Genomic DNA, 22,319 nt, shown 5'->3' with positions numbered 1-22,319 from the left:
TGCGCCCTTTCTTACGGGAGAACAGCGATGCTGTATCGGCTGTCGGCTGGCTTGGCGCGGGTCGAATTGTGGTGCGCTGCCTTTCTGGCGGTCTGCATAACCGTTCTGATTTTGCTGAATGTCGTGACACGTACAGCGGGCAACGCGCTGTTCTGGGTCGATGAACTGGCAATTTATGCCATGGTTTGGATGACGTTTTTGGGGGCATCTGCAGCGTTGCATCATCGCAGTTCGGTGTCGATTTCCATCCTCACCGACAATGTGCCAGATCACGCTAAACGGGTAATCCGCAAGACGGTCGATGTGGTTGTGTTTGCCTTCTCCGTTGCGATGCTGTGGTTCTGTTGGCGCTGGTTTCTGCCGCTGGACATAGCGCGCAGCGGCTTTGACACAGTGGCTTTTCAAGGACAGACGTTCAATTTCATTTATGCCGAGCCGACACTGACCCTGGGCCTGCCAAAATACCTGTTCTGGCTTGTCATGTGGCTGTTTGCACTTGGTGCAACTTTGCATTCCACCATGCACTTGCTGAGCGCCCCTACGAAGGGAACGCAAACATGAGTCCCATCGTCTTTCTGGCCACCCTTCTACTGTCTGTTCCTGTGGCGATCGTACTGGCCATCACGGCCATCTGGTACATTTGGGAAAGCGGAAACACGATACTTTATGACAGCTTCGCGCAGAAAATGTTCGGGGGTCTTGAGAACTATGGCCTTCTGGCCATACCCCTTTTCATGCTGACAGGGGAGTTGATGAACGAAGGCGGCATGACCCGACGCCTTGTTGCGCTGGCGCGGGTGTTTGTTGGCGGATTTCGTGGCGGGTTGGCTTATATCAACCTTCTGGCCAATATGTTCATGGCGGCGATCATCGGCTCTGCCACAGCACAGATCGCGGTGATGTCGCGCGCCATGGTCCCTGCGATGGATGAAGAAGGTTATGACAAAGGCTTTGCCGCCGCGACCACAGCCGCTGGTGGCCTATTGGCCCCGGTCATTCCGCCATCGATGATGTTTGTGATCTTTGGTGTGCTGGCCCAGATCCCCATAGGTGATATGTTCATTGCGGGTATTTTGCCGGGCTTAATTCTGGCTGGTGCTTTCGCGCTGGTCATCACTTTGATTGGTTGGCAGCAACAATTTCCCAAAGGCCGCTGGATGACGCGGGCCGAGGCTATACGGTCCCTGATCAGCGCAGCTCCGGCCCTGCTGATCCCGCTTTCGATCATCGGCGGCATCCTGTTCGGGATCGCCACCCCGACAGAGTCCGCCGCGGTTGCCTCCTTGATCGCCTTTCTTGTGGGCTGGCTGGTTTATGGCGACCTGAAGCCGCAAAACCTGGCCGAGATGTTCAAACGCACCGCTGCTAATGCCTCGATGATCCTGTTCATGATTGCGGCCGCCAGTGTGTTTGGTTGGGTCATCATCTACGAAGAGATACCGCAGCATCTGGCCGGGTTGATCACATCCGTCACCTCGAACCCCTTTGTATTTCTGCTGATTGTAAATCTGGCTTTGTTGCTGGTTGGAATGGTGATTGATGGCATTGCAGCGATTATCCTGATCACGCCTATCCTGCTGCCCATTGCAACCGGGTCCTATGACATCAGCCCGTATCAATTCGGCATCGTCGCCTGCCTGAACCTTGTGCTTGGTTTGCTGACCCCGCCTGTAGGGATCGGATTGTACATCGCCTCATCCATGAGTGGCACATCACCCGGTTCAATCCTCAGATCGCTGTGGCCTTTCCTGATCGCGGTTGCTTTGGTTCTGCTTTTGCTTAGCTATTTCCCCAGCCTGTCGACGGTGTTGATCTAAGGTTGATCCCAAAAGCCCACCAACCCAAGCAAATTGACAGGAAACATCCTGTCCTCGCACCGCGCTCTTGACCCGCCCTGTCCTGTCGTTCTTGATGAGATCAAATACTCTTGTCGGCTCGCAAGCCGAGCTTAAGGGTTAAACGAAAAAGCGGAGAGCGTGGCACCGCATCGACGATGTCACGCACAAGGTCAAATGGCTGATATTGCAAACTGGCTGAGCAAACATGGCTTGTCCAAATATGCAGATGCCTTTGCCAGGCATGAGATCGAGTTGGGTGATCTCTCGGAACTCAGCGATGATGACCTTGTAACCATTGGCCTGCCCCTTGGGCCAAGACGCCGTTTCCTGAAAGCTGTTCGCCAAGGTGCTCAAGGTCGATCCGGCACAGAGGCCAATATCATTGCTGAACGCAGACAGCTGACAGTGATGTTTATTGACCTCGTGGGCTCTACACCGCTGTCGCAACAGCTAGACCCCGAAGATCTGGCCGAAGTTCTGAGATTGTTCAAAGAAACTTGCGCAGCAGCCGTCGCAGCCTATGACGGCCACATCGCCAGCTATTATGGCGATGGCATCATGGTGTTTTTTGGATTTCCGCACGCGCACGAAGATGATCCCGAACGCGCCATTCACGCAGGTCTACGAATTATTCGCGAAATCCCTGCCTTGCGAACGCATGCCCAGCTTCAGGTTCGTATTGGCATCGCAACCGGACTGGTCGTTGTGGGCGATTTGCGTGGCGAAAAGATGTTCGAGGATGGCACGGCAATGGGGGAAACTCCCAACCTTGCCGCGCGGCTGCAGTCCATGGCGGATCCGGGCACGCTTATTGTCGCGCCTACAACCCACGAACTTGCGGGTGACACGTTTGAATACGTGCGTCGTGGGACGTTTCAACTGAAAGGCTTCGCCAAGGAAGTCGAAGCTTGGCAAGTCACCGGAACGCGCCAAACCCTGAGTCGGTTCATGGCGTCCGGTGACATCGCGATGAACTCTCTTGTCGGTAGAACGCTAGAGTTCAAAACACTGCACAGCAAATGGGATTTGGCCCGCCAGGGGCATGGTCAGGTGGCGCTGGTGTCAGGTGAGGCGGGTATCGGTAAATCGCGTCTGATTGAAGAGCTGAGCCGTACGATCCCCGAAGCCTCTTTCCGGCACATCCGTTTCCAATGCTCACCTTACCATGATGCAAGTGCGTTATATCCCGTTATTCGCCAACTTGAGACCGCCGCAGAGTTGAGAGCGGACGACAGTGCGACCCAGAAATTGGACAAGCTAAAACGCGTTTTGGGCGCACAGTCCGATAGTGTGCTGAAATTGGCCGCGTCGCTTCTGTCGGTTCCGTTCGAGGATCAGTTGGGACCGCTGGATCTGACGCCTGAGCAGCTCATGAAACAGACCCTGGATATGTTGGTGGACCATCTGGTCACAATGTCCAGGAAGGCCCCGATTTTGGTGCTTTTTGAAGACGCGCATTGGGTCGACCCGACGACAAAGACGCTGCTGGATCTTTTTGTCGATCAGATCGGCGACGCATCAGTTCTTATGGTGATGAGTTATCGCACAGGTTTTGACCCGGACTGGTCATTTACCTCAAATCTCACTCATGTTGATTTGAAGCAATTGAGCTTTGCAGAGATCAAGGAGATTGTAAACGAAGTCGCCGCTGGGACAGCCGTTCCAAACGCAGCCTATGACCTGATCGCGGCGCGCTCGAATGGGGTTCCGCTTTATGTTGAAGAAGTCACCAAGGATCTGCTGGAAGCCAGTTTCCGGCCAGATAGCCCGGATGACTTTATGCCTGACCAAACCTCAGCGTCGTCATCAGTTCCGAAAACTCTTCATGACGCCTTAATGGCCCGACTCGATCGATTGAGCTCGGCCAAGGAGGTCGCCCAGATCGGAGCGGTCATTGGCCCGCAATTCTCGTACCCCTTGATCGCGCAGGTTTCGCGTTTTGATGAAACGGCCTTGCGGGCAGGTCTGGATTTGTTGGTGGACGCAGGGATCATGACGCTGTCGGGAACAGAATACGAAGAAACCTTCAGTTATCGGCACGCGCTGATCCGCGACACAGCGTACAATAGCCTTTTAAAGCGAGAGCGCCGAACGCTGCACGCCCGCGTGGTTGAAACACTGAACGAGGCGGAACACCAAGACACCGCTGTTGGACCTGAAATTCTGGCCCATCACTACACGATGGCGGAAATGCCAGAACAGGCGATCGATCACTGGTATCTGGCGGGTCAACGCGCTGTGGAACGATCAGCTGGGGTGGAAGCAGTGACACAGCTGGGCAGAGCTATCTCTTTACTGGAAAAGCTGGATGAATCCGTTGACAGGGATCGCAAAGAAACGCGGATACAAATTTTGCAGGCTGGCGTTCTTCGTTCAACCGCAGGCATAGCGGCGGATGAAACAGGGGCGGCTTACGCACGAATTCGCGACCTGTGCAACCGGCTAGGTGAAACCGAGCAGCTGTTTCCAGTACTAAATGGCCTTTACGCGTATCACCTTGTAAGAGGCGAGTACAATTTGGCCAGGGACACGGCTTCACAATTGCTGGACCTGGCACAGCTGACCAAGGAAACGCACCATATCATGATCGCCCATCGGGCCATGGGTGCGGTCTTGCTGCACATCGGGGATTTGGAACCGGCCTGCGATCACCTGAAACAGGCGCTGGAGTTATATGAACCGGAACAACACGGCCGCCTTGCTTATGTGTATGGCACCGATCACGCAGCCATCACATCGTGTTTTCTGAGCATCGCAGTCTGGATGCGCGGCCAGCCGGATCATGCGCTCGAGATTCAACAGCAGGCAGTTTCGGCGGCTCAAAAGTTGAACCATGCGCACAGCCTGGCGCAGTCTTTGACCTATCTTTGCATGCTTCACCTGCTCCGGCGCGAGCCTGAACAGGTCTTTGATGTTGTGGCGTGGTTGGAAGCTCTGGCCATAAAGCACGCTTTTCCGTTCATGACGTTGACGGCAAATGTCTGGCGCAGCTGGGCGGATGCGTTGCTTCATCCGGACCAGAAAACTTTCGGCGCATTCCGCAACGCTGCCGAAGCGTGGTGGGCCAGTGGGGCGGGAAACTACAAACCCCTGTTCCTGACTGCATTGGCCGAGGTCTCATTGAACGCAGAGGATGTAAAAACAGCGCAAGATCTTCTGGGCGAGGCACGCATGCAGCAAGATTTGACCAACGAAGGATGGGCGCAGGCTGAAACTGATCGAGTTGAGGCAATGGTGCAGTCCTCGGATCAACCGGCCGACGCCCTTTTTGCGCGCGCCCTGAAAACAGCGCGCGAACAGCAAGCCAGAATGTTGGAACTGCGAACTGCGGTGGAGTATTTGCGGACCTGCGAGCGCTGCGATTTTGCACCACAGTTTCCACCAGACGTGGACGGCATTCTAAGCACGATCACGGGGGGGGCACAGAACCGAGATATCGCAGACGCTTTGGCCGTGCTCGAACATGCGAAAACGTCGTAAGTGTATTTTCAAGCTGGAGGGTAAGTGGACCAGTTCAAAGTCTTCCAGGCTGAATTTTACCGTTCAATTTGTCTATACGTGACTTCGACTTACGACTCTCAGAGGTTACCTCTCGCTCGGGTCGCTTTCCGCGTAGTCGCGCAAAACATCGATGTCCGCGATATCGGCATGGTTTCTGTTAATTTTGACACCCACAGATTTCAAACGTGAAAACGCGCGGCTGAGGCTTTCGGGCTTCATTCCCAGACGGCCAGCAATCAACATCTTGTCGTAGGGCAGCTCTACTTCGCACGCGCCGCTTTCGATTTCACATAGATTCAGCAGGAACTCTGCAACGCGCTGCGCGCCCGTTTGCGCCTTGAGCTGCTCAAGCTGCGCAACAAGAGAATGCAGGTGCGTAAAGGTAGACGCCAGGATCGATACACCTATTTCCGCGTCTTCCCGCATTAGCGCCAACAGTACGGGGCTGGGAATGTGCATCACTTCGCAAGGTGACACTGCTTCGGCCGAGACTGGGTAAGGTACATCCCGAAGGGCCACGGCCTCACCAAAACTATCGCCTCGCGTGAAAACACTGACGACCGCTTCCGCACCCGTAGGTGTAACCCGGAACAGCTTGACCCAACCGGCCAGAACGACGTGAACGGCTTTAGCTTCTTCCTCTTGAAGAAAAATCGTCTCGCCCCGGTCATATTTTCGCCAGACGGCCTGACGCAACAAAGTATCGACATGCTGCTCGGGCAAGCTGCGCAATAGCAGTGATTGGCGTGCGATTGCCTTTTGTGCCTCATGCGACATGCAGGCATCCCCCTGTTAGTCCGTTCCGGGCCGACCCCGGGTTATCATCCCTGGGCAAAGCTATGCCAAAGCACGCTTAGTGTTGCCAGCCCTATTCTTGCGCCGAAACTTGACAATTGTCATGTCACGACCAAGTCGACTGCCTTAAATTCAGCTCAAAGCCAGTTATCCGGGGAGTACGTCAGATGGACTTCGAGCGTTTTTTTAGCCAGAGCCTCGACACTTTGAAAGATGAAGGCAATTATCGCGTTTTCATCGATTTGCAACGACGTTGTGGGGCGTTTCCGAACGCGCGGCAGACGGATGGACCGGTTCAGCGAGACGTTCGAATCTGGTGTTCGAACGATTATCTGGGCATGGGTCAACACCCCTCGGTGATCGCCGCCATGCACGATGCGCTGGATCGCTGCGGAGCTGGCGCAGGCGGAACCCGCAACATTTCAGGCACCACCCATGACCATGTGGTACTTGAGGCTGAGCTGGCTGATCTGCATGGCAAAGAAGCGGCGCTACTGTTTACCTCGGGTTATGTTTCAAATTGGGCCGCGTTGGGGACGCTGGCTGCGAAGATTCCGGGTCTGATAGTTTTCTCTGATGCGTTGAACCATGCCTCGATGATCGAAGGCATCCGCCACTCACGGGCGCAGAAGGTGATCTGGAAACACAACGACCTTGCGGATCTGGAAGCCAAACTGGCCGCTGCTGACCCCAACGCTCCCAAGATGATCGCATTCGAGTCTGTCTATTCGATGGATGGCGACATTGCTCCGATCAAAGAGATTTGCGATCTGGCCGACAAATTCGGCGCAATGACCTATCTGGACGAAGTCCACGCCGTCGGTCTTTACGGCCCACGCGGAGGCGGTATTGCCGAACGCGAAGGGCTTATGGATCGTTTGACCGTTATTGAAGGTACGCTGGGTAAGGCTTTTGGTGTGGTGGGTGGGTATATCGCTGCCTCTGTCGCACTGTGCGATTTCGTGCGCAGCTTTGCCAGCGGGTTTATCTTCACCACCGCATTACCGCCATCCATCGCGGCAGGCGCTGCGGCCTCAATCCAGCATTTGAAGCAATCGACCACGGAACGTGACTTGCAAAAACAACGGGTAGCACAGGTTCGGGCCCGGCTGGACGCCGAAGGCATTCCGCATTTGCACAACCCCAGCCACATCATCCCGGTGATGGTTGGCGATCCGGTGAAATGCAAGTTCATCTCGGACACCCTGCTGGAAGAATTCGGCATCTACATCCAGCCCATCAACTATCCCACCGTTCCCAAAGGCACCGAGCGGTTGCGGATCACGCCGTCTCCGGTTCATACCGACGAGGATATCGATCAACTCGTCGGTGCGCTGTCAGCTCTATGGCAGCGCTGTCAGATCGCGCGCATGCCAATGGCCGCACAATAGTTCAAAGCACCCCTTTGCTTGAAAAACTGCCGCCCTTCGGGGCGGCACATTTTTGTTCAGAGCAGATAGAGGACGAATACGATCAGTGCAAAGCCTGTCAGCGCAACGGAAAACCCTCGCAGCCAGGCCGGGCTGGTTGCAAGGTCGAGATACTGCGCCAGGATGATGCGGCACTTGAGAAGCGCAAGAGCCAGAATACCTGCACCAACGATTGTAGGTCCAAGCGGTAACAGGGTCAGCAGCGCCGACGTTATGCTGAGCGCCAACAGGTTGAACCACGCGCGTGTAAGTGCGTTCGGGAGCCTCCGGCGGGAGTATTTGTGAAAAGATGAAGACGCGGGCATCTTTTTATCCCAACTGGTAGATCACGGGGAACAACATGATCCAGACCAGATCGATCATGTGCCAGAAATGCGCGCCTGCCTCGATGTTGCGCGGGTCGTCGCGCCAGGCCACCAGGAGAAGGAGTCCGACCCCGGCCAAGACATGGGCGGCGTGGAAGCCAGTCAAAAGGTAATAGAACAGAAAGAAGGGATGGGTTTCATACGTGATGCCTTGTTCAGCCTTTCCAGCGTATTCCGCGCCTTTGATAACAAGGAATACAACCCCTAGCGCAGCCGCAAACACAAGTGCAAACCGTGCTTTGAACCGTTCCGCAGCGCGGCGCCAGTGCAGAGCTTGCGCGGCAAGGTAACCTGACGTAACCAGCACCGCAGTGTTGAAGGCAGCTCCGGTGCGGTAGAGATGCGATTGCGCCTCGGCAAAGCCCACAGGATCGGTCAGCCGCACGCCCATAAAGGCAATAAGGCCCGCACCGAAGACCAGCAGTTCCGAGATGATCAGAACCCACATCAGCAACTCGCCAGGAAGCTCGTCAATCAGAGAGGCGTTGCTCATGCCCCGACCAGTTGGCGGTAGATCTGTGGCAGGGCCATGGTCAGGCGGTGTGGATCGGGGATGACGGTGAAACCGCCCTGACCAAACATGCGTGGGAACCAGCTTTTGCCAGTTTTGTCGATGGTGACGCCAAAAACCGATTGCCCGGCACGGCGCGCCTCACGTACCGCCATGCAGGTGTCTTCAATACCGTGGCGACCTTCGTAATGGTCGAGGTCGTTGGGCTTGCCGTCTGTAATAACCAGCAGCAAACGGCGCTTGCGGGATTGGCTGGCCAGGTCGGCAGAGCAATGGCGGATCGCCGAGCCGAGCCGGGTGTAGTGACCGGGTCGCAGTGAGGCAATGCGTTGCTCGACCTTAGCCCCCATTGGTTCATCGAACCGCTTACAGCGCTGCACATAGACACGTTGACGTTTCAGAGAACTGAACGCGTGGATGGAGAAATCGTCGCCACAGGCGTTCAGACCCCAGGCAAGCGCGGCCAAAGCCTCGCGTTCGATGTCAATCACGGCGCGGCCTGTGACCGCGCTTTCGGTCGAGCGGCTGACATCCAACAGAATCGACACCGCCAGATCACGGGCTTCGGGGCGCGATTGCATCCAGATGCGTTCGTTTGCTTCGCCGCTCGCCTTTCGCTCGGTCTCGGCGCGTACCGCAGCCTCGATGTCCAGCTGGTCTCCGTCCAGATGGCCTCGTGTCATCACTCTACCAGGGCGCAGAGCCTCGAACTGGCGTTTCACAGCACGGATACGACGCGCTGTGGCGGGATCCTTGCCAAACTCGGCCGCGTCTTCGCGGATGTCGGCATCTGAAAGCAGGACATTGACGTGATCCGGCAGGTATTGCCCGGTGCGCACGTCCCATTCAGGATAGAGAATCCGACCTGACAAGCGCTCGCGATTGACATCCTCGGGCGCCAGGTCCAGATGCAATTTCAGTTTGGTTGGCGGCGCTTTTGAGATCTGACCCAAACCGATCTCTTCCTGATCGTCAGCGGCTTTCTTGGCGTTGTCAGGATCGTCGTCATCGACGCGGCGGTTGATATTCAGGAACTCGGCCCAACTGAGGACCGCTTCGAATTTGTGCAGGATGAAACTGTCGCTGCGCTCGGCCTGATCGGATTTTCGGCGGCGGGCCCGATGGGTTTTCTCACCAGATTCTTCAGGTTCGCCCTCAGTCTCGGGGTTTTCCACCTCGTTATGTTCTGAAAACCCAACCGCCCGCAATTCGGGCCACAGGGGAACCGGTCGGAAATGTTGATAGCCCCGCGGCGCAGCCATATCGTCATCTACCAGAGACAGAAGTTGCTCGGCTCTTGAAGACAGAGAGGCAGGATCGCCCAGCCTATGACGGACAAGCTCTTCTACTGCTGCCTCATCGGGCGGCAGGTCGGGAACGTTACGGTGATGCAGAACGCCCTTGCACAGCTCGGTATAAAGCGGACGGAGCCCGGGGGCGTTATCTAATGTTGCATCGACCATATGTTGAGCAGCGATCAGAGCGCGCAGGTCAGCGCGTAATGGGTCATCTTCGTCGATGCGGGTTCCGGCATGAGCCGCAGCCGCGGCCAGCCAGACATAAAGTGCGCCATTTGCTTCACGCGCAGGGAATACAGCCAGGCGATCCGGTAGCCGAAGCACTTCACCGTCAAACGATGCGCGGGGCATTAGTTCGGCCTCAGTCGCCAATCGGCGGCGCCAACTTAAACGGTGGCGCGAAACCTCGGGTGAGACCGGGCGTAATTCTACGCCCGGGCTACCCCCAAGTCCTCGAAAGAGGACAGCCAGCCGCCCCGCGACCTGAGACAGGTCAACCGCGGCTCCTTCATGCACCTGGGGTGCATCGAGGCGGCTGGCAAGGGTGTGCCACAGTTTCCCGATCGTTTCTTCGGGTTCCCATGGCTCAAAGTCGATCTTGACCATCGGCCGGCCTCACCCAAAGACAGCCGTGACAAGATCGAGGAGCCCGCGTTTGATGTCCTCGTCATCTGTCAGAGGTTCAACCATAGCGGTGAGGATGGCGCGGTCGGTGGACATGCCTTGCGCGATCAGCGTCGCGGCATAAACGACCAGACGGGTGGAAACGCCTTCCTCAAGGTCCTGACCCTTGAGCCCGCGCAGCTTGTTCGCCAGTCGCACCAGTGGTTTGCAGCGTTCCAGCGGCAAACCACTTTCCTGAGCGACGACTTGCGCTTCCATTTCAGGCGAAGGGAAGTCGAACTCGAGAGAGATAAACCTCTGACGGGTCGAGGGTTTCAGGGTTTTCAGGATATTCTGGTATCCGGGGTTATATGAAGCCACCAGCATGAAGCCGGGCGCGGCCTCAAGCTCTTCACCTGTGCGGTCAATCGGCAGGATGCGCCGGTCGTCGGTCAGCGGGTGTAGGACGACGGTGACGTCCTTACGGGCCTCGACCACCTCATCAAGATAGCAGATCGCGCCTTCGCGCACCGCCCGGGTCAGGGGGCCATCGACCCAGACGGTTTCGCCACCTTTCAGCAAGTAGCGCCCGATCAGGTCGGCTGCGGCCAAATCATCATGACAGGCCACGGTGTAAAGCGGGCGGCCGAGTTTAGCCGCCATGTGGGCCACAAAGCGGGTCTTTCCGCAGCCTGTCGGACCTTTCAGCAGAACCGGCAGGTCGTTGTTATACGCGGCGCAGAACACATCGCATTCATCGCCTTGGGGCAGGTAGAAGGGGGCGTTTGCCGCCCCCTCATTCAGTTTCATGGAGCCGTCCATATCCATCACTCCGCAGGGGTTTCGGCTGCGCCGGGTTCAATGACCTCTTTCCGGGGCACCCAGATCGAGTAGATGAACAGCAGTGCACCAAGAACAACAACCACACCGGAACCAAGACGCATCCAGTAGAAGACTGCGATTTGATCCTGCACATCCATGAAATAGTCACCAACCACGCGCTGCATGTGCGTTTGCACGGTACCACCGAAGGTCAGCACGAAGGTCATGAAGACCATGCCGCTGGTCATCAGCCAGAACGAGCCCATGTTCAGCACCTGGTTATACGGATCCCGGTTTTTAAGGATTGGCATCGCGTAGGTGAAGATCGCCAGGTTGAGGCAGACATAAGCACCATAGAAGGCCAGATGGCCGTGTGCGGCAGTGATCTGCGTGCCGTGGGTATAGTAGTTCACCCCGTGCAGCGTGTGCAGGAAGCCCCAGACACCGGCGCCAAAGAAGGCAAGCGTGGCACAGCCCAGCGACCACAGCAGCGCGGCCTTATTCGGGTGATCACGGCGGCCTTTCCAGACCATGACGAAGGCAAAGGCCATCATTGCAAAGAACGGGATCACCTCAAGGCTCGAGAAGATCGACCCGATCCACTGCCAGTATGCAGGCGTACCGATCCAGTAATAGTGGTGCCCTGTGCCAAGGATGCCCGAGAACAGCGCGGCGGCGACGATGACATACAGCCATTTTTCGACAATCTCACGGTCCACACCGGTCAGCTTCAGCATCAGGTAGGCCAGGATCGAAGCCATGATAAGCTCCCAGACGCCTTCCACCCACAGGTGGACAACATACCACCAGTACTGTTTGTCCAGGGACAGGTTGCCGGGGTTGTAGAAAGCAAACAGGAACAGCAAAGCCAGCCCCCAAAGGCCCAACAGAAGGATGTTGGAGATGGCCGTCTTTTTGCCCTTCAAAACGGTCATCGACACGTTGTAGAGGAACATCAGCGCGGCCACGACGATGCCCGCCTTGACCCATTTGGGTTGTTCAAGGAACTCGCGCCCCTCTTTGCCCAGAAGCCAGTTGCCTTCAAACAGGTTGAAGACATAAGTTACGACCACACCTAATGTACCGACCACAAGAATGATCAGCTGAAGGTAGGCCAGCGTTGGCGAATGGATTTCGCGCTCGGTCTCTTCCGGGATCAGGAAGTACGCCGCACCGAAGAAGCCCAGCAACAACCAGACGATCAGAGAGTTGGTGTGCAGCATCCGAACGATGTTGAATGGCAGAAGCTCACTCAGGAAGTTTGGGAATACATAGATGAAACCGGCCAGCAGGCCGCCGATCACCTGTATTGCGAACAAGGCCATGGCTACCGCAAAGTAGGCATAGGCGATTTTTTGGGATTCGTATTTCATTGCTCCGTTCCCTTTCTCAGCCTGCCTCGTTGGGCGGCCAGTCCTGAGCGTCGATATTGTCCGTCCAGATCAGGAAATTGGTCAGGTCGCGGATCTCTTCGTCGCTGAGATTGAAGTTGGGCATCTGCCGGCGACCGGGAATGCCGGTCGGTTGTGCTTCCATCCAACCCTTGAGGGATTCAAAGGCTGATTCCGGGTCATCCAGCACACCCCAGCGGGTCATCACATTGCCCACTTCGGGGGCATAGTAAGCCCCTTCCCCAAGGATCGTATGGCAGTTGATACAGGCGTGTTTTTCCCAGACATGCTTGCCGCGGATCACGCTTTCATCAAGTTTGGCGGCGTTTTCCGAATTAACGATATACAGGTGCGAATGGGCCGACAGGGCCAGAAAGATGAGGATGAAGAACAGTGACCCGCCATAGAATATGTTGCGAGCCATGCTCTTTGTCATGACTTCTCGCATCGCGCTCTCCTTTGCGCAGATTAGCTAGTGTTGTCAGCATGGCGGGCGGCGCGCATCCATGCCTTAACGAAAGTCAAGACATTGGATGTGACGCGATGATGTCTCTAAAGTTCTTTATGAGCACCCAAATCGCGCCCAGAAATTGACTTAAAATCACACGATGTTAACTGATATCGCGTGAGAGTAGCCGGAGAGTGTGCCAACACTTCGGATCAGCAGTAAAATAGTGACGGGTTAATCGATGGCGAACTATTCATATATCGGCTATGTGCCGGGGGTTATTTCACTAAACTTCACTGGGTTTAACACCGGCAATATCACGCTTTCGGGGACTTACGATGCCGCGACAGATCGACGGGTCTTTGATGTAACTGACGCGGCCGGGGGTACGCTGGTCAATGGCGCCCCCGACAATGGGACAGACTTTAACGGCGATCGGTTCAATAACGAATTTGGCGATGACCTGACCCAGACCGGTGTTGTGACCAACCTTGATGGTTCTGTCACGATCGACTCAGGTGCGATCTATCTCGAGGAATCGTACAGCCTCAGCAAGCCGGGTGGCGGCACCATAGACGTATTCCGTGTCGAGGTTGAAGGTAATCTGGTCGGATACATCACCTCAGAACCTCTGGTGGCAGGAACGACTTATTCCTTTGTCAGGTCAAACGTAACACCGACCAACGCACCTGACACAACAGACCCTACCGCAATTATCGATGTTCCCTGCTTCGTGGCCGGAACACGGATCACGACACCTGAAGGCCCTGTTTCCATAGAAGATCTGCGTGTTGGGGATTTTGTTGTAACAGCCGATAACGGGCCGCAAGAAATACGCTGGATTGGTTCGCGTGTGTTGGATGCGACCGATTTGGCCGCGCGCCCAAAACTTCTGCCCATTCGGATAGCAGCTGGAAGCCTTGGCAAAGGCCTGCCGGAACGGGACCTCTTGGTCTCGCCACAACATCGGATGATGCTTCGTTCACCCATCGCCGTTCGTATGTTCGACAGCGCAGAAGTTCTGGTCCCGGCGCACAAACTGGTTGGCGTTCCGGGCATAAATGTGGACGTGATGACGCAAGACGTCGTCTATTTTCATATTCTGTTCGACCAGCACGAGATCATCTATTCCGAAGGCGCCCCATCCGAGAGCCTGTTCACCGGTGCCCAGGCCATGGCCAGTATCCACTCGGACGCGCGCGCTGAAATCCTCGAACTATTTCCAGAGCTTGCGCAACCAAACTACATCCCACAGCCAGCAAGACAAATCCCGGATAAGGGCAGGCGCGCACGCGCTCTAGTCTCTCGGCATATCAAGAATGAGCGCCCGCTGATTTCCGAATGCTAGGTCTCGGAGAGCCAGTTGGGCTCAAAGCGCCTTTGCCACCCGAGGTCCTGTCAAAGCAGGCCACATTGCGAAGACATACAGCCCAACCGCTGCAATCCAAAGGCCGTCAGCCATCAACATGGCGGTCATATAGCCGCCTGTCAGCTCTGACCCCAACCAACGCACCAAAGCCGCAGCGGCCATCAACCCATAAGCAATCACCATCGGAGACGGTGCAACAAGCGGGCGGCCACTGTGACCCAGAGCAGCGCGGCTCATGACCGCGAGGGTCATGCCGCCCACGCAACCGATCCCTAGCAGGTGAATCGCGCCAACCTCGTTGCCAAACCCAATAGCTGCCAGCCCCCAAAGAATCAGTCCAAGAGCCAACATTCCGAGACCTAAAAACAAAGCCAGAAGGATTGGCTGGCGCATAGCCCATCGTGCTCTCCAACGGGCCATGCGCGATAGTTGCACGCAGCCCAACACCAGAGCAACAACACCTGCCACTGGACTTGTTTGCAGCGTCAGCACAAGCAAAGGCAGAAGCAGCGCCAGAAACATCGCCGCCTTGTCTAGCTGCGGCACCGAAACAGGCCAGGACGCCTCTGGCTGACCCGCGCGTTTCATTGCATTGCGGGTAAAAGCTGGTGTGATCCGGCCGCCCAGAATCGCGATCATCGAGCAAAGAGCAAGCAACCCTGCCCGGACCCCTGTGTTCAAGGTATCAGTGGTTGCTCCGATCCATTCCAGATGGACCATCAGGTTGGCGATCCAGATCAAACCCAGAAGATACACAAACACGATGTTTTGCGGCTTGGGTCGACGGATCAACTGACTCGCAACTTTTAGTGCCAGAATTGGCACAAAAATCAAATCCAAAAAGGCCACGAGCAAGGGCGACAATGAACCTGAAAACCAGACGGCCACCCGCCCGGCAATCCAGAGAAACGCGACAACAGTAATAAAGCGTGCCCGCGCCTCGGGGGCACCGGTCCAATTTGGAACAGCGGTCAGGAAAAACCCACCCAAGGCCGCTGTCGCATAGCCAAATATCATTTCATGGGCGTGCCACATAACCGGTGGCATGGCATAGCTTTGATCCCAAAATGGCAACAGACCGTCCAGCGAAGCCAACCATGCGCCCCAAGCTAACCCTGCGAACACACCATAAAGACCCGCCAAGAGGAAAAAGACACGAAATCCCTCACTGAAAACGCGTTTTATCACAGATGCCATGACCGCTCTCCATAGCCTCACCAGTGGTTACGCAAGCTCTATCGCGGCGGGTCTTACGCGGCCTTAACCGAAATCAAGCCTCGCTTAAACATGTGCGAAATTCTCAAGTTTTATTGGTGTTTCAACAGTTGAATTATTGCCTTTAAGTCTCAGTTTGCGCCCCTGCCGTTGACTTTGGTCAAGGATGACATCTCCGTGATGGCTCAGTCTCTGCCTTGCCTCACCACGCAAATGGAGAGTGATCATGTCACTTGGAATCAGCTACAACAAAACTGGCCGCGCATTGGGGGTCGGATTGGCAATGTTGTTGGGCAGCGTCGCTGCTCCAACCTTCGCCGAAGAGCCAACTCTCAGCAAGGAAGCCTTTGAATCATCCAAACAACTGTACTTTGAACGCTGCGCCGGCTGTCACGGCGTGCTGCGCAAAGGGGCGACAGGTAAAAGCCTTGAGCCATTGGTGGAAACCAAAAACGCCGACGGTACCGTAACCGAATCCGGCACCCTGAAACTGGGTCAGGAACGGCTTGAAAAGATCATCGCCTGGGGGACCGAAGGCGGGATGAACAACTTCTCGGACGTTATGTCCGAAGAAGAAATCCGCGATATGGCGACCTACATCCAGATGGAGCCGCCCCAGCCACCGGAAATGTCGCTTGAACAGATGATGGCGACACGCAAGGTCTATGTCGAACCCGAGGACTACCCGACCGAGCCACTACATGGTCGCAACTGGGAAAACTTCTTCGTGGTCATCGAGCGTGACGTGGGCAAAGTGGCTGTGATCGACGGTGACACAAAGGAAGTTCTGGCGCACATCCCGACGGGTTACGCCGTGCACGTTCTGAAAGCCTCCGAACATCATAAACTGGAAGAACCCGAAAACCCGGGCCGCTTCTGGTACACGATGGGTCGCGACGGCAAGATGACCAAGATCGACCTGTGGCAGAACCCCGAGAACATGTTGGTGGCCGAAGTGACCATTGGCTATGACGCCCGCGATGTGGCCGTTTCGGGCGACGGTAAATACGTGATCGGTGGGGCCTATTGGCCGCCGCACTTCGCCATTGTCGACGCTGAAACCATGGAGCCTAAGAAGGTTGTCTCGACCCGCGGCTACAACGTCGATGGGGACTATGTGGAAGAGGCCCGCGTGGCTGCGATCTACACCACTCCAAACGAACCCACCTGGATCGTTGCCGTGAAAGAACTGGGTCAGTTGTGGCAGGTCGATTATACCGATCTGGAAAACCTGCGGATCGACAAGATCGACAGCGCCAAGTTCCTGCATGACGGGTTCTTTGACCCGACCGGCCGTTACTTCCAGATCGCCGCAAACGCGTCGAACAAGATGGTTGTGGTCGATACCGAAACCCACAAGCTGGAAGCTCTGATCGACACCGCGCCGCTGCCGCACCCTGGCCCTGGCGCTAACTGGGATGATCCGAACTGCGGCCCTGTTGCCGGCACAACCCACCTGGGCGAAGGCACCGTGACCGTTTGGAGCAACGACCCCGAAGGCCGTCCGGATGATGCCTGGAAGGTCTGCTACGAAGTCGAAACCGACGGACCCGGTCTGTTCATCCGGACACACCCGGAATCAGACTACATCTGGGCTGACCAGACCAAGCACCCCGAGCCTGAGATCCAGCAATCGGTGCAGGTCATCGACAAGGCAACCGGTGAGATCGTGAAAACGATCCAGATCACTGAAGAGGAAGGCAACGTCGCCGTCCACTTCGAGTTCAACCAGGATGGGTCCGAGGTCTGGGTTTCCAAGTGGAACCGCTCGACCTCGAAAGAACCAAACGGTGAGATTGTGATCTTCGACGCCAAGACGCTGGAAGAGATCGGTCGCGTGAAGGGACTGTTTGCGCCCACCGGCAAGTTCAACGTCTACAACCGGTCGAACCACGTCACCTGACGGGTTTACACATGAAACAGAAAGGGCGGGCCCCTCGCCCGCCCTTTCTTCGTTTTCCCCATCAGCTAATCGCGCCGGCCTGACACGCCGCGCCAGTCAAGACAGCCAAGACGGAGCCCGGAAATGACCTCCGAACCTGATAAAAAACCACCGATCTGGCGCCGGTATTTCCTATGGGGGATGCCCGTGGCCGGCATTGCCGCAGCCTTTGCTGCCGGTATCATCTTCTGGGGCGGGTTCAACACCGCCATGGAAGCCACCAACACCAAGGAATTCTGCGTCTCGTGTCACGAGATGCGCGATTTCGTCTACGAGGAATACACCGGCACGATCCATGATGTGAACCGGTCCGGCGTAGGGGCTGTCTGTTCAGACTGCCACGTGCCCAAGGACTGGACCCACAAGATGATCCGCAAGATAAAGGCGTCCAGAGAGCTGTACGGCAAGATGGTCGGATCCATCAACACCCGCGAGAAGTTCGAGGCCAAACGCGTTCATCTGGCCATGAACGAATGGGAACGGATGAAAGCCACCGACTCGCGCGAATGCCGCAACTGTCACGATTTTGAATCGATGATGCCCGAATTCCAGAAACCCCGCGCGCGTCAGCAGCACCTGAACGCAATGACGGTCGGTCAAACCTGCATCGACTGTCACAAGGGGATTGCGCATTCGGACGCCCGTGATCGGGCTGACGAGGAATATTTGGAAGAGCTTGAAGCCCCAAACCCAGCGTTCATTCGCGAGATCCCCGCCGAGTATCTGGCAAGCCTAGAGAAGATTGAAGCCCAGGAAGCTGCAGAAGCCGAAGCAGAAAAAGCTGCCAAAAAAGTACAGCAAGAGGCCGTTCAGGCGCAGATCGCAGCCGCTGTCGACGCTGCTGTCGCAGAAGAACGAGCTAAAGCAGCTGGAGAAGAAGCCGCGACCCCTTCAGGCGGTGGTGGAGATGTCGCAACCAACATCGACTGGAACGCGGTTGCCAGTGCAGATCTGAAACTGTTCTACCCCGGTCAGGCTTCGTTTGAGTGGGTGCAGAACGGCAAGTTCCACGGTGGAGCACGGCCCCTGACCAAAGGTGGCGATCAGTGCACCACATGCCACGCCAAGGAACTGGACACGATCGGCAACAAGATCGTTGCAGGCGGCGAGCTTGAACCAACACCGATCCCCGGAAAACGCGGTGTGATCGACGCAACTGTTCAGGCGGCGCATGACGACGAAAACCTGTATATCCGCCTGCAATGGCCGGATGCGGGCCACAACCCTGCCCCGTTTGTCGACGGCGGCAAGATGGATCCCGACAACCAGATCAAGGTAGCCATGATGATCACCGGCACAGGTATCGAGTTGGGCGAACAAGTGGGCTGCTGGGCGTCTTGCCACGCGGACAACTCGTATATGCCGTTTGATCCCGGTGCCGAGGCAATCGCCGCCAATGGTGACGTAGCTGGCCGTCTAAATACGCAGGACACTGTGACCAAATACATCAGCGAAAGCCGCACGGATGTCGAAATCAAAGGTCGACGTGGCAAGGCACTGGGCGGTTGGGACAAGCTGCAGGCTGCGGAACAGATCGAGCAGTATCTGGCCGATGGCACCTATCTTGACCTGATGCGCGTCTATGCAGATGGCAGCGCCACTAACGGCTATCTGCTGGAACAGCGCGTGGTCAATGACGGTGAAATCGCCGCGTCGGCTGAATTGTCCGGCGGTATGTGGACGGTGGTCTTCACTCGCCCGCTTAACTCTGGCGCGCCCGGTGATGTACCGCTGGAAGCAGGCCAGACTTATACCGTTGGCTTTGCGATCCACGACGACTTCAGCGCTGCCCGGTTCCACCATGTGACGCTGAACACCAGTCTCGCGCTGGACGATGACAGTGCATTCATCAACGTGGTCAAACAATAACGGATTGGGGCCGGGTCATCCGGCCCCCGTCACTTTGGAAGGGAGACATGGACTATGAAACCCCAACGCCTTCTTCCCGCGCTGCTGTTTCTGGCCGCGCCCGCCTGGGCGGATGAAACCGCCGAACTGTGTGCCGAGGCGGAAGACCGTTATGTCGAGCTGTTTGGTCAGCCTTCATCCGCCGTCGAGGATGCCGAAGTGGTGCTGATGTATAAATATAATTTCTGCCCGTTTGAGCTGACCGTGAAGGCAGGCACAACTGTCCGCTGGGTGAATGTCGACAAACGCACCAGCCATTCGGTTCTTTTGAAAAACGGCAGCGAACCCGAAAGCGACCGTTTGTTCCCTGAGGAAACAGTCGACCTGACGTTTCTCACACCCGGCCCGCAGGAATATTTGTGCGGCCCGCATTGGGAAACACAGAACATGATCGGAATGATCACCGTCGAACCCTAAAGCAATAAAATACAGGCAAGAAAACAGGAGCGCGGGCGCAAATCCCGCGCTCCTTAACTTATGTCAAGGAGGTCGGTTTGCGATTGCGCCACCTTGCTCTCATGACACGCCCGGCAGGCCCAGCGACGTCCCGTTTACGCAAGGCTGATCCGGGTTTCGATGACATTCAGACCAAGCGAGTTTGCACATGAGCGGTAAGGTTTTTCTGATTGGCGCAGGCCCTGGCGATCCCGAGCTGATGACCCTGCGCGCATTGCGGATGCTGCAAGAAGCAGATGTAGTGGTCTATGATCGGCTGGTGTCTGCCGACATTCTAAATTTGCACACCGAGGGGGCACGGCTGATCCCGGTTGGCAAAGCACCTAAATGCCACACGGTTCCACAAGACCGCATCAACGAAATTCTGCTGGAAGAGGCCAGTGCGGGTCACACGGTTGCCCGTCTCAAAGGCGGCGATCCGATGATATTTGGCCGCGGCTCAGAGGAGGCCGCTTATCTGATGGCCCACGGTGTCGCTGTCGAATATGCGCCGGGCATTACGGCGGCACAGGGTGCGTCCGCTTCAACCGGCGTTCCGCTGACCCATCGCGGGTTGGCGACCTCGGTGCAGTATGTCACTGGGCACCGCCAGGCCGACAAGGTGCTGGACCTCGACTGGAAACGTCTAGCCGATCCGGACTCGACGCTGGTGGTCTATATGGGTGTCGCCAACATAGGCCAGATCGCCATGGGTCTGATGACGGAAAATCTGCCGGGGTCTACCCCGGTTCTTGCCGTCGGCAAAGCGACCACACCGGATGAAAGCCGCATGGTATCTCGGTTGGACCAATTAGCCACTGACGTGCGCGAGGCCGGGTTAAAAGCACCCACGCTCTTTATAATTGGCAAGGTCGTATCGCTTTATGCCGAACGGCCCGTGGCCGAGCTTTTGGAGCAAGCCAATGGCTAAGCTGGGACGCAGAACAGTTGCGGCAGGATGTAGCGCGCAGCGCCCTGTCGCGCGACGGCATTCGATGCCGTCGGTGTTGCTGACAACGGCTGTGCTCATCGCAACATCCGCCTTCGCCGCTGACACCCTCGACCCCAACGCCCTGAAACGCCTTGTCCATCAGGATTGCGGATCTTGCCACGGTTTGTCGCTTAAAGGCGGTCTCGGCCCCGATCTGCGCAGCGAGACGTTGAAACATTATGATGCGGACGTCCTGACCGGCGTCATCCTTGATGGCATCCCAGACACCGCGATGCCCCCATGGCGACCTCTGATCAGCGAGGAAGAGGCCGAATGGATTGCCCGCTACCTGCTGGAACAGGAGGCACAATGAAACACCTCATACTCGGCCTTGCAGCCTCATTGATGTTGACCACCGCACACGCCGAACCCACAGCGACCGGCGATCTTGGTCTTGTGATCGAACGTGCCAAGGGATCGGTCCTGTTGGTCGATCAATCGGACCGGGCAGCTCTGGCTCGTATCGAAGGTTTGGGCGATTTGTCCCATGCCTCGCTGGTCTATTCGCCCGATGAACGCTTTGCCTATGTCTTTGGCCGTGACGGCGGGCTGACCAAGGTTGACATCGTCACCCGCCAGATCGTGAACCGCGTTGTTCAAGCGGGGAACGCCATTGGTGGTGCTATCTCGGATGACGGTACACTTGTTGCCGTGTCGAACTACGAACCCGGTGGTGTGCGTGTGTTTGATGCTGACACGTTGGAAATGATTGCGGACATCCCCACCGACAGCAAAACCATCGGTCTTGTGGACGCGCCGGGACGTCGGTTTGTCTTCACAATGTGGGATACAGGCGAGACCTGGATTGCCAACTTCGCCAAGGGCGAGCCCGCGATCACCAAGATACCTGACATGGGCAAGAACCCCTATGACGCGCTGATCACCGCCAATGGCCGCACCTATATCACGGGCCTGTTTGGCGAAGACGGTCTGACCGCGCTTGATTTATGGGCCGACACTCCGGAGCCCATCCGTGTGCTGCCCAACTATGGGCGCGGGCAAGAAGAAATGCCGGTCTACAAGATGCCCCATCTGGAAGGCTGGGCGCTGACGGGGCGCGAATTCGTGCTGCCCGCGGTGGGTCATCACGAGGTGCTCTGGGTCGATGCCGACACTTTGTCCGAAACCGGGCGCACCAAAACGCACGGCCAGCCGGTTTTTGCCATGGCGCGCCCAGACGGGCGGCAGGTCTGGGTCAATTTCGCCCACCCGTTGAACGATACCATTCAAGTGATCGACAGTGTCAGCAAAGAGATCACTCACGAATTCAAGCCCGGCCCTGCGGTACTGCATATGGAATTCACACCACGCGGGCATGAAGTCTGGATCAGCGTGCGCGACGCCAACAAGGTGATGGTCTACGACACGCAAACGTTTGAGAAATTGCGCGAAATCGACGCCGACAGCCCTTCGGGCATCTTCTTCACGGCCCGCGCGCACAAAACGGGGCTTTGATG

The 22,319-nt window shown here is 56.6% G+C and carries 19 protein-coding genes; 11 read left to right on the top strand and 8 right to left on the bottom strand.

Annotation, left to right across the window (positions count from 1 at the left end):
- Positions 1–27: 27 nt before the first annotated feature.
- The 3 genes from GS646_RS19380 (at position 28) to GS646_RS19370 (ending at position 5,318) form a co-directional block, all read left to right on the top strand.
- Positions 28–561: a TRAP transporter small permease gene (locus GS646_RS19380; RefSeq protein WP_171185591.1), complete on the top strand. Its 534-nt coding sequence runs from the start codon at positions 28–30 to the stop codon at positions 559–561.
- Positions 558–1,817, top strand: coding sequence for a TRAP transporter large permease (locus GS646_RS19375; protein WP_171185593.1), 1,260 nt, complete (start codon positions 558–560; stop codon positions 1,815–1,817). The genes GS646_RS19380 and GS646_RS19375 overlap by 4 nt, the downstream gene beginning before the upstream one ends.
- 195 nt (positions 1,818–2,012) lie before the next feature.
- Positions 2,013–5,318 (top strand): adenylate/guanylate cyclase domain-containing protein, encoded by a 3,306-nt coding sequence (locus GS646_RS19370; protein WP_171647272.1) that lies wholly within the window; start codon positions 2,013–2,015, stop codon positions 5,316–5,318.
- Between the two features lie 105 nt (positions 5,319–5,423).
- Here the strand turns inward: GS646_RS19370 and GS646_RS19365 are convergent, their stop codons facing one another.
- Positions 5,424–6,116, bottom strand: a complete 693-nt coding sequence (locus tag GS646_RS19365) for a Crp/Fnr family transcriptional regulator (RefSeq protein ID WP_171094622.1) — start codon at positions 6,114–6,116, stop codon at positions 5,424–5,426.
- 185 nt (positions 6,117–6,301) lie between these two features.
- Here GS646_RS19365 and hemA point away from each other — a divergent pair, with 185 nt between their 5' ends.
- On the top strand, positions 6,302–7,525 hold the full coding sequence (gene hemA / locus GS646_RS19360; RefSeq protein ID WP_171185597.1) for a 5-aminolevulinate synthase: 1,224 nt from the start codon (positions 6,302–6,304) through the stop codon (positions 7,523–7,525).
- Positions 7,526–7,581: 56 nt separating this feature from the next.
- On the opposite strand, the gene GS646_RS19355 is transcribed toward hemA, so the two are convergent.
- Genes GS646_RS19355 through GS646_RS19330 form a run of 6 tightly spaced genes read right to left on the bottom strand, consistent with a single transcriptional unit; the run spans position 7,582 to position 13,002 of the window.
- A complete protein-coding gene (locus GS646_RS19355) occupies positions 7,582–7,869 on the bottom strand; it encodes a cytochrome C oxidase subunit IV family protein (protein ID WP_171185599.1) in 288 nt (95 codons plus the stop codon).
- A gap of 4 nt (positions 7,870–7,873) precedes the next feature.
- Positions 7,874–8,422 (bottom strand): cytochrome c oxidase subunit 3, encoded by a 549-nt coding sequence (locus GS646_RS19350; RefSeq protein WP_171647274.1) that lies wholly within the window; start codon positions 8,420–8,422, stop codon positions 7,874–7,876.
- Complete coding sequence (locus GS646_RS19345; RefSeq protein ID WP_171647276.1) at positions 8,419–10,344, bottom strand: nitric oxide reductase activation protein NorD; 1,926 nt, start codon at positions 10,342–10,344, stop codon at positions 8,419–8,421. Before GS646_RS19345 ends, GS646_RS19350 begins: the two co-directional genes overlap by 4 nt.
- Before the next feature lie 9 nt (positions 10,345–10,353).
- A complete protein-coding gene (locus GS646_RS19340; RefSeq protein WP_171185606.1) occupies positions 10,354–11,169 on the bottom strand; it encodes a CbbQ/NirQ/NorQ/GpvN family protein in 816 nt (271 codons plus the stop codon).
- A complete protein-coding gene (locus GS646_RS19335; protein WP_171094611.1) occupies positions 11,169–12,536 on the bottom strand; it encodes a cbb3-type cytochrome c oxidase subunit I in 1,368 nt (455 codons plus the stop codon). Before GS646_RS19335 ends, GS646_RS19340 begins: the two co-directional genes overlap by 1 nt.
- 16 nt (positions 12,537–12,552) lie before the next feature.
- Entirely contained in the window at positions 12,553–13,002 is a 450-nt protein-coding gene (locus tag GS646_RS19330; RefSeq protein WP_171094608.1) for a cytochrome c, read from the bottom strand.
- A gap of 241 nt (positions 13,003–13,243) precedes the next feature.
- Here GS646_RS19330 and GS646_RS19325 point away from each other — a divergent pair, with 241 nt between their 5' ends.
- On the top strand, positions 13,244–14,350 hold the full coding sequence (locus GS646_RS19325) for a Hint domain-containing protein (RefSeq protein ID WP_171185607.1): 1,107 nt from the start codon (positions 13,244–13,246) through the stop codon (positions 14,348–14,350).
- A gap of 21 nt (positions 14,351–14,371) precedes the next feature.
- Here GS646_RS19325 and GS646_RS19320 read toward each other — a convergent pair whose 3' ends face one another.
- Positions 14,372–15,568, bottom strand: coding sequence for an NnrS family protein (locus GS646_RS19320; RefSeq protein ID WP_171647278.1), 1,197 nt, complete (start codon positions 15,566–15,568; stop codon positions 14,372–14,374).
- 244 nt (positions 15,569–15,812) lie between these two features.
- Between GS646_RS19320 and GS646_RS19315 the strand changes: the two genes are divergently transcribed.
- The 6 genes from GS646_RS19315 to GS646_RS19290 all read left to right on the top strand — a co-directional run bounded on the left by GS646_RS19315 (position 15,813) and on the right by GS646_RS19290 (position 22,317).
- A complete protein-coding gene (locus GS646_RS19315) occupies positions 15,813–17,489 on the top strand; it encodes a cytochrome D1 domain-containing protein (protein WP_171094602.1) in 1,677 nt (558 codons plus the stop codon).
- A 123-nt stretch (positions 17,490–17,612) separates the two neighbouring features.
- Positions 17,613–19,397 carry a NapC/NirT family cytochrome c gene (locus GS646_RS19310; RefSeq protein ID WP_171185612.1) on the top strand — a complete coding sequence of 595 codons (1,785 nt, stop codon included), beginning with the start codon at positions 17,613–17,615 and terminating at the stop codon, positions 19,395–19,397.
- Between the two features lie 54 nt (positions 19,398–19,451).
- Positions 19,452–19,853: a plastocyanin/azurin family copper-binding protein gene (locus GS646_RS19305; protein WP_171185614.1), complete on the top strand. Its 402-nt coding sequence runs from the start codon at positions 19,452–19,454 to the stop codon at positions 19,851–19,853.
- 187 nt (positions 19,854–20,040) lie between these two features.
- Positions 20,041–20,802, top strand: coding sequence for a uroporphyrinogen-III C-methyltransferase (cobA, locus tag GS646_RS19300; protein WP_171185616.1), 762 nt, complete (start codon positions 20,041–20,043; stop codon positions 20,800–20,802).
- Between the two features lie 64 nt (positions 20,803–20,866).
- On the top strand, positions 20,867–21,175 hold the full coding sequence (locus tag GS646_RS19295) for a cytochrome c (protein WP_171094961.1): 309 nt from the start codon (positions 20,867–20,869) through the stop codon (positions 21,173–21,175).
- Positions 21,172–22,317 carry a cytochrome D1 domain-containing protein gene (locus tag GS646_RS19290; RefSeq protein ID WP_171185618.1) on the top strand — a complete coding sequence of 382 codons (1,146 nt, stop codon included), beginning with the start codon at positions 21,172–21,174 and terminating at the stop codon, positions 22,315–22,317. The genes GS646_RS19295 and GS646_RS19290 overlap by 4 nt, the downstream gene beginning before the upstream one ends.
- Positions 22,318–22,319: the final 2 nt, after the last annotated feature.

The organism is Ruegeria sp. HKCCD4315 (assembly GCF_013112245.1).
Taxonomy (GTDB): domain Bacteria; phylum Pseudomonadota; class Alphaproteobacteria; order Rhodobacterales; family Rhodobacteraceae; genus Ruegeria.
The sequence above is the reverse complement of the archived record's forward strand: the minus strand, read 5'-3'. Positions and strand labels throughout refer to the sequence as shown.

What these genes read in the sequence shown, in the direction of transcription:
- GS646_RS19380 (WP_171185591.1), top strand. Translation starts at nt 28, where the DNA reads ATGCTGTATCGGCTGTCGGCTGGCTTGGCGCGGGTCGAATTGTGGTGC.
- GS646_RS19375 (WP_171185593.1), top strand. Translation starts at nt 558, where the DNA reads ATGAGTCCCATCGTCTTTCTGGCCACCCTTCTACTGTCTGTTCCTGTG.
- GS646_RS19370 (WP_171647272.1), top strand. Translation starts at nt 2,013, where the DNA reads ATGGCTGATATTGCAAACTGGCTGAGCAAACATGGCTTGTCCAAATAT.
- GS646_RS19365 (WP_171094622.1), bottom strand. Translation starts at nt 6,116, where the DNA reads ATGTCGCATGAGGCACAAAAGGCAATCGCACGCCAATCACTGCTATTG.
- hemA (WP_171185597.1), top strand. Translation starts at nt 6,302, where the DNA reads ATGGACTTCGAGCGTTTTTTTAGCCAGAGCCTCGACACTTTGAAAGAT.
- GS646_RS19355 (WP_171185599.1), bottom strand. Translation starts at nt 7,869, where the DNA reads ATGCCCGCGTCTTCATCTTTTCACAAATACTCCCGCCGGAGGCTCCCG.
- GS646_RS19350 (WP_171647274.1), bottom strand. Translation starts at nt 8,422, where the DNA reads ATGAGCAACGCCTCTCTGATTGACGAGCTTCCTGGCGAGTTGCTGATG.
- GS646_RS19345 (WP_171647276.1), bottom strand. Translation starts at nt 10,344, where the DNA reads ATGGTCAAGATCGACTTTGAGCCATGGGAACCCGAAGAAACGATCGGG.
- GS646_RS19340 (WP_171185606.1), bottom strand. Translation starts at nt 11,169, where the DNA reads ATGGATATGGACGGCTCCATGAAACTGAATGAGGGGGCGGCAAACGCC.
- GS646_RS19335 (WP_171094611.1), bottom strand. Translation starts at nt 12,536, where the DNA reads ATGAAATACGAATCCCAAAAAATCGCCTATGCCTACTTTGCGGTAGCC.
- GS646_RS19330 (WP_171094608.1), bottom strand. Translation starts at nt 13,002, where the DNA reads ATGCGAGAAGTCATGACAAAGAGCATGGCTCGCAACATATTCTATGGC.
- GS646_RS19325 (WP_171185607.1), top strand. Translation starts at nt 13,244, where the DNA reads ATGGCGAACTATTCATATATCGGCTATGTGCCGGGGGTTATTTCACTA.
- GS646_RS19320 (WP_171647278.1), bottom strand. Translation starts at nt 15,568, where the DNA reads ATGGCATCTGTGATAAAACGCGTTTTCAGTGAGGGATTTCGTGTCTTT.
- GS646_RS19315 (WP_171094602.1), top strand. Translation starts at nt 15,813, where the DNA reads ATGTCACTTGGAATCAGCTACAACAAAACTGGCCGCGCATTGGGGGTC.
- GS646_RS19310 (WP_171185612.1), top strand. Translation starts at nt 17,613, where the DNA reads ATGACCTCCGAACCTGATAAAAAACCACCGATCTGGCGCCGGTATTTC.
- GS646_RS19305 (WP_171185614.1), top strand. Translation starts at nt 19,452, where the DNA reads ATGAAACCCCAACGCCTTCTTCCCGCGCTGCTGTTTCTGGCCGCGCCC.
- cobA (WP_171185616.1), top strand. Translation starts at nt 20,041, where the DNA reads ATGAGCGGTAAGGTTTTTCTGATTGGCGCAGGCCCTGGCGATCCCGAG.
- GS646_RS19295 (WP_171094961.1), top strand. Translation starts at nt 20,867, where the DNA reads ATGCCGTCGGTGTTGCTGACAACGGCTGTGCTCATCGCAACATCCGCC.
- GS646_RS19290 (WP_171185618.1), top strand. Translation starts at nt 21,172, where the DNA reads ATGAAACACCTCATACTCGGCCTTGCAGCCTCATTGATGTTGACCACC.